7 protein-coding genes and 2 pseudogenes are annotated in these 11,755 nt (G+C 63.0%); 3 read left to right on the top strand and 6 right to left on the bottom strand.

Annotation, left to right across the window (positions count from 1 at the left end; all coding sequences use genetic code 11):
- Window positions 1-38: 38 nt before the first annotated feature.
- Window positions 39-1,445, bottom strand: coding sequence for an N-acetylmuramoyl-L-alanine amidase (locus tag HHJ17_RS06365; RefSeq protein ID WP_296505273.1), 1,407 nt, complete (start codon window positions 1,443-1,445; stop codon window positions 39-41).
- Window positions 1,442-1,975 (bottom strand): tRNA (adenosine(37)-N6)-threonylcarbamoyltransferase complex ATPase subunit type 1 TsaE, encoded by a 534-nt coding sequence (gene tsaE, locus HHJ17_RS06360; RefSeq protein WP_296505272.1) that lies wholly within the window; start codon window positions 1,973-1,975, stop codon window positions 1,442-1,444. The genes HHJ17_RS06365 and tsaE overlap by 4 nt, the downstream gene beginning before the upstream one ends.
- A gap of 27 nt (window positions 1,976-2,002) precedes the next feature.
- Between tsaE and queG the strand changes: the two genes are divergently transcribed.
- From queG to HHJ17_RS06345, 3 genes and pseudogenes are all read left to right on the top strand, one after another.
- The gene (gene queG / locus HHJ17_RS06355; protein WP_296505750.1) at window positions 2,003-3,037 is read left to right on the top strand and encodes a tRNA epoxyqueuosine(34) reductase QueG; all 1,035 of its coding nucleotides are present in this window, start codon (window positions 2,003-2,005) and stop codon (window positions 3,035-3,037) included.
- An 82-nt stretch (window positions 3,038-3,119) separates the two neighbouring features.
- A pseudogene (locus HHJ17_RS06350) lies at window positions 3,120-3,506 on the top strand (bacteriohemerythrin); the annotation flags it as partial.
- A gap of 156 nt (window positions 3,507-3,662) precedes the next feature.
- Window positions 3,663-5,417 (top strand): annotated as a pseudogene (locus tag HHJ17_RS06345) (EAL domain-containing protein); the annotation flags it as partial.
- Window positions 5,418-5,426: 9 nt separating this feature from the next.
- Here the strand turns inward: HHJ17_RS06345 and HHJ17_RS06340 are convergent.
- From HHJ17_RS06340 to HHJ17_RS06325, 4 genes are read right to left on the bottom strand one after another with little or no spacing between them, the layout of a single operon-like run.
- Entirely contained in the window at window positions 5,427-8,315 is a 2,889-nt protein-coding gene (locus HHJ17_RS06340) for an Hsp70 family protein (protein ID WP_296505270.1), read from the bottom strand.
- A gap of 11 nt (window positions 8,316-8,326) precedes the next feature.
- Window positions 8,327-10,168 carry an Hsp70 family protein gene (locus HHJ17_RS06335; protein WP_296505269.1) on the bottom strand — a complete coding sequence of 614 codons (1,842 nt, stop codon included), beginning with the start codon at window positions 10,166-10,168 and terminating at the stop codon, window positions 8,327-8,329.
- Window positions 10,165-10,764 (bottom strand): DUF2760 domain-containing protein, encoded by a 600-nt coding sequence (locus HHJ17_RS06330; RefSeq protein WP_296505268.1) that lies wholly within the window; start codon window positions 10,762-10,764, stop codon window positions 10,165-10,167. Before HHJ17_RS06330 ends, HHJ17_RS06335 begins: the two co-directional genes overlap by 4 nt.
- 55 nt (window positions 10,765-10,819) lie before the next feature.
- Window positions 10,820-11,731, bottom strand: coding sequence for an AEC family transporter (locus tag HHJ17_RS06325; RefSeq protein WP_296505266.1), 912 nt, complete (start codon window positions 11,729-11,731; stop codon window positions 10,820-10,822).
- Window positions 11,732-11,755 lie beyond the last annotated feature (24 nt).

Genomic DNA, 11,755 nt, shown 5'->3' with positions numbered 1-11,755 from the left:
TGGCACCGGGCGTCTTCGCCCTGTGCCTTCCTCGCTGGTTAAATCGTGCGATTTCGGGCCAGGGGCGGGTTCTTGGAGAAATAGCCTTCAATCCCGCGCATCAGGGCGCTGGCCAGCTGTTCCTGGTAGTCATTGCTGTTGAGTTTGGCTTCTTCCTCCGGGTTGCTGATGAAAGCCGCTTCCACCAGCACGCTGGGAATATCGGGCGCTTTCAGCACGGCAAAGCTGGCTTGCTCGACCTTGCCTTTGTGCAGTTTGCCGACCCGGCCGATTTCACCCAGCATGGCGCCGCCGAGTTTCAGGCTGTCGTTGATTTGAGCGGTGGTGCTCATGTCAAACAGGGCCCGTTTGACTTGCGCATCCTTGGCTTTTACATTCAAGCCGCCAATCAGATCGGCCTTGTTTTCTTTGGCGGCCATCCAGCGCGCCGCGGTGCTGGAGGCGCCGCCCTGGCTCAGCGCAAAAACGCTGGCGCCTTGCGGCCGGGGGGTGAAAAAGGCATCGGCATGGATGCTGATGAACAAGTCCGCCTGCACATGCTGCGCTTTTTGCACCCGCACATGCAGCGGAACGAAGAAGTCAGCGTCGCGCGTCAGGTAGGCGCGCATGGTGTTGCCGTTGATGCTGCTGGCATTGATCCGGTCGCGCAGCCGGTGCGCCAGGCGCAGCACCACGTCTTTTTCGCGGGTGCCGCCGGGGCCGATGGCACCGGGGTCTTCGCCCCCGTGGCCGGGGTCTATCGCCACAATGATCAGTCGGTCGGTTTTATCCGGGGCATCGGTTGCGACCTTGGATTCAGATGGTTTTTTATTGCCATTTAGGCCATTAGCCCCCGTCGTTGCTGGCGCAGTAGCTATAGATTGTGGAGCGTTTGCGGGCTTGGCCGAGGCCACTTTGCCGTCGCCGCCATCGCCCTTGGCGCCTGGCTTCTGGTTTTGTTGGGTGATGAGTTCACCCAACGGGTCGGCCGCTGGCTTGGCGGGGCCGCTGTCTTTGAGCCGCTCGGTAATCAGCGCCTCCAGCGGGTCCCGCACCTGGGTCGGGTACAAGTCAAACACCAGCCGGTGCTGGTAAGCCGCCACTGGCGCCAGGGTGAAGACCTGCGGCGAGATGGCCTGTTTCAGGTCCACCACCAGACGCACCACGCCGGGCGTGTTCTGCGCCACGCGAATGCCGGCAATATTGGGGTCGTTTGCCGCCACCTTGGCCACCAGTTCTTTCAAGGCCGGATTGAGGTCAATGCCCTCAATGTCCACGGCCAGTCGTGGCGGGCTGCCAATAAAAAATTGTTTGGCCTTGAGTTCGCGGTCCGACTCGATGGTGACGCGCGAGTAGTCGGGCGCGGGCCAGACCCGAACCGCCACGATGGTGGCGCCTCGGGCCAGATGTTGTGCGCCGAGCAACAGCACCAGCGCACCGGACTTCAATAGGCTGCGACGTTTCATGTTCGACCCTCTCGTGGTTCTTGCAGCGCGGGCGACCTGTCTGGCGTGACCGCTTGCAGCAACGCAACACCCAAGGGGCTTTGCGCAGTCAGGGTGACTTGCCGGGCGTCATCGGTCAGTGCTTCCAGCTGGATGACCAGATCAGCGCGGGGCAGGAAGCCCGCCGCTTTTTCTGGCCATTCGGCCAGTTTGAGGCCGGGGCTGGCAAAGATGTCGCGAAAGCCGGCGTCTTCCCATTCGCGGGGATCGCTGAAACGGTAAAAGTCGAAATGCCAGACATGGAGGTCCGGTAATTCATAGGGTTCCACCACGGCGTAGGTGGGGCTTTTGACCCGACCGGGCACGCCCAGGGCACGCAGCAAATGGCGCACCAAAGTGGTCTTGCCCGCGCCCAGATCGCCATGCAATTCGACAAACGCGTTGCGCAGGGTGGGTTGCTCAGCCAGCGCCTGCGCAAAAAATTGCGTGGCCGTTTCGTCCGGCCAGAGCAGACTTTTTACAATGGGAGCGTGACCAACTTCAGCACTCATATCAATAGCCACCACTTGGTGTCCGAAATTCAGGCGTGGGCCCGGGAATTGGGATTCTCCCAAATTGGCGTGGCCGGTGTGGATTTATCTTCATCTGAGGCAGGATTATCGGCTTGGCTGGCTCGTGGCTTTCATGGTGACATGGGCTACATGGCGGCGCATGGTCTCAAGCGAGCCCGACCCGCCGAACTGGTACCGGGCACCGTGAGTGTCATCACGGTTCGCATGGACTACCTGCCCGCCACCACGCCGCCAGGCTGGCAGGCCATCGAGTTTGCCCGCTTGACGCGACCCAGCGAAGGGATTGTGTCAGTCTACGCCCGGGGCCGGGACTATCACAAGGTATTGCGTAAGCGGCTGCAACACTTGAGCGACCGCATTGCGGCGCATGTGGGCTTGTTGGGTCATCGGGTGTTCACCGATTCCGCGCCGGTGCTGGAGGCCGAACTGGCCGCCCGCAGCGGTCAGGGCTGGCGCGGCAAGCACACCTTGCTGCTCAGCCGCGAGGCCGGTTCGATGTTTTTTCTGGGCGAAATTTATGTCGACCTGGCGCTGCCCTTGAGTGAGCCGGTATTGGGCCACTGCGGCAGTTGCAACGCCTGCATCGAGGTCTGCCCGACGCAGGCCATCGTCGCGCCGCACCAGCTCGATGCCCGGCGCTGTATCTCGTACCTGACCATCGAACATGCGGGGCCGATTCCGCTGGAACTGCGCCCCTTGATCGGCAACCGCATTTACGGCTGCGATGACTGCCAGCTGATTTGTCCGTGGAACAAGTTCGCGCAGCGCAGTGCGCTGCCGGACTTTGATGAACGCAAGGGTTTGGCGGGCAGCCAGTTGGCGACCCTGTTCGCCTGGAGCGAAGATGATTTTTTACGCTTCACCGAAGGCAGCCCGATCCGGCGCATCGGGCATGAACGGTGGCTGCGCAACATCGCGGTGGCGATGGGCAACGCCTTGCACAAGGGAGGCGCGTCGGAACTGCGGCAAGCCCTGGCACTGCGCGCCGAGCACCCGAGCGAGCTGGTGCGCGAGCATGTGGCCTGGGCGCTGGCCGGTTAGTGTTTTCAGGGCCTAGGGGGTAAGCAAAGGCCGGGTTTTAACTGTCTAGAATCAGTCCGTACTGATTAAGGCTGGCCGCAGAATGAATTCGATTGATATATTCCCCTGGAACGAAAATTTCAATACCGACATTCCCCAAATTGATGAACAGCACAAGAAGCTCGTTCAATTATTGAACCGACTGGCCAGTCATGTGGCATTCCAGTCTGACCTTCCTGCGTTAGATATCATTTTTGACGAGTTGGCAGACTACGCGGTCTATCACTTTCAGACCGAAGAAGCCATTTGGCATGCGTATCTGGGTGACGATCCGATGGATGCCGCGCACAAGGCCATTCACAGCAGTTTTCTGTCGACGGTGGTCCAGCTCAAAGCAGAAGAAAACGCCAAACCCACAGGCGTCATGGTGGAGGCAATCCTTTCTTTTCTGACGCGCTGGCTGGCCTCTCATATTTTGGAAAATGATCGGTTTCTGGCCAAGCTGGTGTTGGCGATGCAGTCCGGCATCCCAATTGAGGCGGCCAAGCAGCAAGCGGCCGTGCAAATGGGGGGCTCGGCCAAAGCATTGATTGAAATCATACTTTCCATCTACGACAAACTGTCAACCAACACCTTGCATCTGATGCGTGAGCTGGGTGACCGCAAGCAGGCGGAAGCCAACCTGCGTATTGCGGCGACCGCTTTCGAGTCACATATGGGCATGATCATTACCGATGCGGATCAAGTGATTCTGCGGGTCAACCGGGCCTTTTCCGAGATCACCGGCTATACCGCGAAAGAGGCTGTCGGCCAGAACCCATCCCTGTTCAGCTCAGGCCGCCACGATGCGGCCTTTTATACCGCGATGTGGGGGTGCCTTGCGCTGGACGGCACATGGCAGGGCGAGATCTGGAATCGGCGCAAGAACGGTGAGGTTTTTCCGGAATGGCTCACCATCAGCGCGGTGAAAGACGAGGCCGGCTTGACGGCCAACTACGTTGCGACTTTCTCCGACATCACCTCGAACAAGACGGCCGAGGCGCAGATCAAAAATCTGGCCTTCTATGACCCGCTGACCCGCTTGCCCAACCGCCGGCTCTTGATGGATCGGCTGGAACAGGCGCTGGTCTCCGGTACTCGTCACCAGCGCCAGGGGGCGCTGCTATTTGTCGATCTGGATGACTTTAAAACCATCAACGAAACCTTGGGCCACTACCAGGGCGACTTGTTGCTGGAGCAAGTGGCCCAGCGTCTGCTCACCTGTGTGCGCGAAGGCGACACGGTGGCCCGTTTGGGCGGCGATGAATTTGTGGTGATGCTGGAAGACTTGAGCGAGGACGCGCTCGTTGCTGCCACACAGGCCGAAACCGTGGGCGAAAAAATACGTGTCGCGCTCAGCAAGATGTACCAACTCGGCCCGTACCAGCAATACAGCACGCCCAGCATCGGTGTCACCTTGTTCGGCGGCGGCCAGTCAGAGAGTATTGATGAGCCTTTGAAGCGGGCTGATCTGGCGATGTACCAAGCCAAGGCCGCAGGCCGCAACACCCTGCGCTTTTTTGACCCGCAGATGCAGGCGGTCGTCATGGCGCGTGCCGCGCTGGAAGCGGGGTTACGAGAGGCGCTTGAAAAAGAGCAGTTTTGCCTTTACTACCAAGCTCAGGTGTCGGGCGTCCATCAATTGACGGGGGTGGAAGCTTTGGTGCGCTGGCAGCATCCCCAGCGCGGCATGGTGTCGCCCGCCGAGTTCATTCCTTTGGCCGAGGAAACCGGCTTGATCTTGCCCTTGGGGCAGTGGGTGCTGGAAACCGCTTGTGCCCAGTTGGCGCTGTGGGCGACCCAACCTGCCATGGCGCATCTCACCATCGCCGTGAATGTCAGCGTTTGCCAGTTTCAACAAGCCGCCTTTGTCGACCAGGTGTTGGCGGCGCTTGAGCGCACCGGTGCCAACCCGCTGCGGCTCAAACTGGAATTGACGGAGGGGCTGCTGGTATCCCAGGTCGAGGAAGTGATTGCCAAAATGAACACGCTGAAGGCGACCGGCGTTGGCTTCTCGCTGGACGACTTTGGCACCGGTTATTCGTCACTCTCCTATTTGAAACGCTTGCCGTTGGATCAACTCAAGATCGATCAGGGTTTCGTGCGGGATATTTTGCTTGACGCCAATGATGCGGCCATTGCCAGGATGGTCGTTGTTCTGGCCGATAGTTTAGGGCTGGCGGTGATCGCTGAAGGGGTAGAGACCGAGGCGCAGCGGGACTTTCTCGCGGAGCAGGGCTGTCATGCCTATCAGGGCTATTTGTTCAGTCGCCCACTGCCGCTGGCCGAGTTTGAGAAGTTCGCACAACAGGGGGGATTCCGGGTGTCTTCATCCAGCGAAGCACACTGCCTTGCTTCGTGAAGCATTCCCTCACGCCATCAGCTTCAATCCCGGTGGCAACGATTCGCCCAGCACGCGGCGCTCGGTCGCGGCGTCCAGTTCGACGCGTTGACGCACCATGTCGATCCAGATCGATGGCGCGTTGATGGCGACCAGGCGCGCCATGATGCGTTCGCGCAAAGCGAGCGGCAGGTCGCGCGTGCGGTCGTTGGTCATGCGGGCCAGGTGCGTCGCGGCAAAGGCAGCGGGTTCCAAATGTTTCCAGTCCAGCGCCAGCAGCGTCTCCACCCATGCGACGGCGGTCTCGGCCGGCACGACATCGTGCGTGTTGCCGTAAAACGGCTGGCGCGCACCGATGCGGCCCAAGGCCCACAGATTGCGGGCGTCACTGGCGGCCTCCACGCTGCGACCTTGGACTGCTGCGGCCATCGATTTATGGATACGACCGAGCAGCCATTCACCAATCTCCACCTTGTAGGCCACTGGAATGCGTTCCAGCGAGGCACCCAGGCGCAGCATGTCTTCATCGCTGCCCTTGACCGGTTTGGTCACGCTGTCGTCGCTGCCCTGTTCGTTCTGGTGCAGGTTAAAGGCAAAGTCATCAAGCAGGCGCAGTTGCTCGGGGGCAGCGAGGCCGCCCGCCACACGGCGCCACAGCGTCCACCATTCGACGCAGACCTGTTTGTCGCTGGCGAACTGCACGCCGGGCGCGAACTGGGTCCAGAGTTGCTGCACACGCCATGCGTCCAGCGCATCGCCAAAGCCGGGGCGCAGGCAGTAACCGGCCAGATTGAGCCAGACCCGTTCGTGCTCCGCCGAGCGGCGACGACCGCGCGCACGCGCCCACAAGGCGTCGAATAAGTAGCGCAATTCAGGCGTGGCCCAGCGCTCGCGCTCACCCAGGATGTGCTCCAGTTGGGCGCGCAGTTGTTTCACTTCTTTGGCGGTCACCGGTTTGCTGCCGGGGCCAAAAATGCGGTCGATTTTGTCAACCGCCTCGCGCAAGCGGGCGGCCATCATGGGGTCGCTGCCAGTGGCGGCGTTAACGCCGTTGGGTGTATGGCGCAAGTCAAATTCGAGCAGCCAGCGCTGGCGCGGGTCGGCCAGGCTGACGCAGTGCATCTCCAGGGTGCCGACTTCGGTGAGCGAGGTGGCCAGCTGCACGGCGATATTTTTTTGATCAAATGGGGCTGTAGCCCCCGTGTTTGTTGCGGGAGTAGCTTCTAAAACAATAGCAATTGGCGGTAGCCGCACAAAATTGTCGTCCGCCAGCATGACCAGTTCACCGGCTTGGGGTGGCTTGTGGTCGGTCTCGGCGGTGGTGCTCAGCAGGTTAAAGCGCACCGGTTGCCCGACGCGCAGGGCAAAGGTGCGGTTTTTGAGCAAGACTTCCTGGCCTGGCTCGCTGCCGCGCGGCAAGATGCAAATGCCGCGTTGAGAGGACGTGCGGCCGCTTCCGCCTTGCGTGTCTTGCTTGTCCGAGTCCGTTGGCGCCGCCCCGTCATCCAGCCGCAAAAAGTAGCTGCGTGCCGAGCCGCCACCGATGCTGGGTGCCAGTCCTTGTTGTGCCAGTGCGTAGGCCACGGCGCCGCGTGCCACCGCCACGTCGGGGTTGTCGTTGTGCAGCAGGCGCAGCGGGGCACCGCGCCAGTCTTCCAGGGTGTGTGCCAGCCGCTGCACCAGCGCGTCGGCCCGAAACACGCCGCCGTTGAGCAGCAGGGTGTCGGGCATGGCTTGCGCGTGTTGCCGCAGAAAGTCGGCAATGTGGCGGGTGATGGCCGGGTCGCGGGCGTAGGGCAGGCCAAACGCCACGATGCCGCTGCGGCCTTCCTTGGCCGGCTCACTGATTGCCACCTGCGGAAAAAAGCCGTCCACCAGGAGCGCCACCACCTCGTCGCGCGTGAGCGTCACCGAGCGGCTGCCGCCAATCATGCGGGCGCCACCACCGAGCAGGGTGACTTGCGTTTGCGCCGGGGCATCGGCCGCCAGTAATTGCTCTTTGGCGGCGCGGCAGCGTTCCATCAACTGGGCCAGCCGGCTGGCCGAGAGCTGGTTCGCCGCCGGGGCGCTTGCTGCCATGCGAGCCTCGACCGCGTGTGCCAGCGCCAGGTCCATGTTGTCGCCGCCCAGCATCAAGTGCTTGCCGACCCCAATGCGGGTCAGTTGCGGCTGGCCGTCCAGCAACTCGACTTTGATCAGGCTGAGGTCGGTGGTGCCGCCGCCCACATCACACACCAGCACCAGCCGGGTCTGCGCCAGTTCGTCAGCCAAGCTGCTGCGGTGGCGCAGCAGCCAGTCGTAAAACACCGCCTGCGGTTCTTCCAGCAGGCGCAGCTTCGGCAGCCCGGCCTGGCGGGCGGCGCTCAGGGTCAGGGCGCGCGCGCCTTCGTCAAACGACGCCGGCACGGTCAGCACAATGTCTTGCTGTTCCAGCGGGCTTTGTGGATGCTGTGCGTTCCAGGCGGCGCGCACATAGCTCAAATAGCTGGCGCTGGCCTCCACCGGCGAAACCTTGGGCCCCTCGGCGGGCGCGCCCCACGGCAGGATCGGCGCCAAGCGGTCCACGGCGGTGTGGGATAACCAGCTTTTGGCGCTACTCACCAGGCGGCCCGGCACTTGCGCGCCCAGTTGACGCGCCCATTGCCCCATCACGACCGGGGCCCGCGCCGCATCGTCACCAGTGGGCCAGGGCAATTGCAACTCACCTTCAGCAATTTCGCCCGGCGCGGCGTGGTAGCGCACCGAGGGCAGCAAGGGCCGGGCGGCGACCTGACCCGGCGCGATCAGCTGCTCCATCTCAAACAGCTTGATCTCGGCCGGTGCCGCGCGCTGGCCCCGGCCCGGTGGTTGGGCGACCGGCGCGTAGGCGACCACCGTGTTGGTGGTGCCGAGGTCAATGCCAACCAAGTACTGGTGCATCAGCGCGGGCGCTAGCTGTTGCCGCGCACGTCGAACTCGACCTTCCAGCGTTCACCGCCCTGGGTGGCGACGGCGGTCAGTTCCAGCGTGCCGGTCTCTGAGGCAATGGCGCGCAGTTTGACTTGCACGATTTCGCCGACCCGGCGGCCTTCGGCGGGTAGCGTGGCCTGAATTTCGCCCAGCTCTTGCAGTTCTTCGGGTTGCCAGAAGTCGAGCAGGGTGCCGAGTTGGTCTTGTCGGCGCACGGAGGAGCCAAAGAAGCGCAAATGCACCGGCTCGCCCACGACCAGGCCAAATTCCTGCGCCAGCAAATCGGCCTCGACGCCTTCTTCCATGCCAAACGGCGCCACGCACAGGGCTTGCACCGGCGGCGCCATGCCGGGAATGGCGGGCATGCTGGATTCCACCGCGACGTAATAGGCGCGGGCCGTGCCGCCGCGAATGCGCACGCCTTGACCCCGGCGCACATAACCGTAGTAGGCGGCACCGCGAGCCACCGCCAGGTCCATGTCGGCGCCGGCCAGTTCGCGCGCCGGCTCGGCCTGCTCTGCGGTCAGCCAGTGGTTGAGCGTGCCCAGGGTGCGCTCCGACAGGATGGTGGATTTAAAAACACCACCGTTGAACAGCACGGCGGTGGGGTGCAAAAAGCTGGCGTCGGCATTGATCTGGCCGGCAAAGCCTTCGAGCTCGGCGGTGGCGCCAGCCTGACGGCCCAGCAGGGCAGCCAGGTGACGGGTGACGCCAGCGTCTTGCGCGTAGGGCAGGCCGAGTTGCGTCAGGCCGCTGCGGGTGCGGCTGGTCGGACGCGTGGCGGCATCGACGGCGGGGAAGAAACCTTCCAGAATGGTGGTGCGCACTTCGGTTTGCGTGAGTTCGGTGCGAATGGAGCCGCCAATCAGTTTGGAGCCGCGACTGGGCACCACGATGGATTGCGTTGTAAGCGCAGCATCGCTCAAGAGGTTTTCTTTGGCGCTGCGGCAGGCGTAGGTGAGCGCCCGCATTTGCCAGGGGTCGAGTGTCTTGCCCTCCGCGGCCAGCTTGCGGGCCACGACATGCGCCAGTGTCAGGTCCATGTTGTCGCCACCGAGCAGGATGTGGTCGCCCACCGCCACCCGGTGCAGTTCCAGCTGGCCTTCGCGTTCCAGCACCGCGATCAATGAGAAATCGCTGGTGCCGCCGCCGACGTCAATCACCAGAATGATGTCGCCCGGCTTCACGTCTTTGCGCCAGCGCCCATTGCTGCCTTGAATCCAGTTGTAGAGCGCGGCCTGTGGTTCCTCCAGCAGGGTCAGGTTGCTGTAGCCCGCTGCACGGGCCGCTTCGGCGGTGAGTTCGCGTGCGGCCGGGTCGAACGAGGCCGGGATGGTCACAGTCACATCCTGCTGGTCAAACGGCGCCTCCGGGTGGACGTGGTCCCAAGCCTGGCGCAAATGGGCCAGGTAGCGGGTGGAGGCCTCCAGCGGCGAGACGCGGGCCACTTCCGCCGGTGCATCGTTGGGCAAGATGGCGGAGCGGCGGTCGACGCCGGGGTGGCAAAGCCAGCTTTTGGCGCTGGAAACGAGGCGAATCGGCGTGAGCGCGCCGCGGGCCCGGGCAAACTCGCCGACGGTAAAGTCCTGCGTGCTGGACCAGGGCAGGTTCAGGTCACCACTTGCCAACTCGTTCGCGTGCGGCAGGTACAAAAAGGACGGCAGCAAGGGCAGGGATTCCACCGCGCCGGGGGCAGTGAGCTGGGGAATATCAAGCACGCCGTAACTGGTGGTTTCGCCGTCGCTGGCGGCCATGTCCACATAGGCGAGGGCGCAGTGGGTGGTGCCCAGGTCGATGCCGATGGAAAATCGGGGTTCGCTCACAGCTCCACCTCGGCCTGGGCCAGTACGGTGACGTCATGGCTCTCCGTCAGCTTGGGCAGGCGTGTCTCGGTGGCACGCCAGCCGCGGTGGCTGAGGCTACCTTGAAACGGTGCCTGGCCGACCACATTGCCGGTCAAGCGCACGGCGCGGGCGTCGAAGCCGTCGTTGAGGGTAATGCGGCTGCCCTCAAGCTCCGGGCGCACTGGCGTGATAGTGAAGTGCTCGCGCAGCACCTTGCAACAGCCCTCATGCACCACGCGGGCGGCGCCGCCGATGTCAGCGTCGGAGTAGCTGCTCAGGTTCTCCTGGGTGAAGTCGATCAGGCGGGCCTCCCGCTGCAACAAGCCCAGCAGCTGCAGGGCGGCATCGGGCGTGGCTTCCTTAAACGGCACCGCTGTCACGGCCGCCGGGGCTGGCGCTGGCGCTGGAGTGGGTGCTGGCGCATGGCCTGGTTGCAAACCATCAACACGGGCTGCAAATTCGGCGCTCGACAAAATGTGAAAAAACGCGCCGAAGGCGATCGGGATGCGACGCAAGAAAGAAAGTTCAGGCGGCTTTGGCGGGGTGTGATTGGCGTTTTGTGTCGAGTGAGTCATCAAGGGTTCCTGCGGTGTTCCGGCTTTGGGCCAAACATCAAATGGTAATACGTGGCTAAAGCGCCTGCAACACGCCCAGCGCAAACGGCAAGCTGATCATGCCCATGACGGTGGACAGCGTGACCAGTCCCGCGACATAGCCGCCGTCATAGCCCATGCGTGCTGCCAACACATAGCAGCTGGAGGCCGTCGGCAAGGCCGAAAAAGCCAGCAGCACGGTGGTTTGCACCAAGTCGAGCTGAAACAGGTGTGCTAACCCCAGTGCCGCCAGCGGCAGCAAGAAATGGCGGATCGCCAGCGCTGCGACCGCCAGGGTTTTCTCTCGGCGCAACGCACCAAACTGCATGCCGGCGCCCGCCGCCATCAGGCCCAGCGCCAGAGAGGCTGCGCCGATGCGGGAGACCGTCGGCTCCAGCCAGACCGGCAGCGTAAAGCCCAGCAGGTTGGCCGCCAGGCCGGAGGCCGTGCCGATGATGAGCGGGTTGCGCACCAGTTCGCGCAGGAAGCCGCGCTCTGCATGGCGGACCATGGGCCACACGGCGGCCACGTTGGTCAGCGGCACGCAGACGCCGATCAGGACCGCAATCAGCAGCGACCCCTGCGGCCCCGCCAAACGGTCGGCCAATGCCAGGCCGATAAATGAATTGAAACGGAAAGCCACCTGGGCGGTGGCGGCGTGCTCCCGGCGACCGATGTGTCGGCCCAGCCACGGCCAATAAGGGAGTGAATAGGCGAGGGCGATGCCAATGAACATCATGGCCCAGCCGGCACCGATCAGGCTGGAGGTGGCGCTGATGTCCAGTGGGCTTTTCACTATCGAGTGAAACAGCAGGACCGGGAAGAACAGGAAATAGACCAGGGTCTCGACCTGCGCCCACACCGTGCGATTCAGGGCCGTGTAGCGGCACACCAGGTAGCCGCACAGGATCAGAGAGAAGTCGGGGAACAAGAGTTGGGCGTAATTCACGCGTCGAGAATACCAGCCCGCTCT

The organism is Rhodoferax sp., from assembly GCF_012927445.1.
Classification (GTDB): Bacteria; Pseudomonadota; Gammaproteobacteria; order Burkholderiales; family Burkholderiaceae_C; genus Rhodoferax.
This window is presented reverse-complemented; position numbering and strand designations above follow the sequence as displayed.

Excerpts from the sequence above, each read along its gene's own strand:
- HHJ17_RS06340 (WP_296505270.1), bottom strand. The coding sequence starts at position 8,315 with ATGCACCAGTACTTGGTTGGCATTGACCTCGGCACCACCAACACGGTG.
- tsaE (WP_296505272.1), bottom strand. The coding sequence starts at position 1,975 with ATGAGTGCTGAAGTTGGTCACGCTCCCATTGTAAAAAGTCTGCTCTGG.
- HHJ17_RS06365 (WP_296505273.1), bottom strand. The coding sequence starts at position 1,445 with ATGAAACGTCGCAGCCTATTGAAGTCCGGTGCGCTGGTGCTGTTGCTC.
- HHJ17_RS06330 (WP_296505268.1), bottom strand. The coding sequence starts at position 10,764 with ATGACTCACTCGACACAAAACGCCAATCACACCCCGCCAAAGCCGCCT.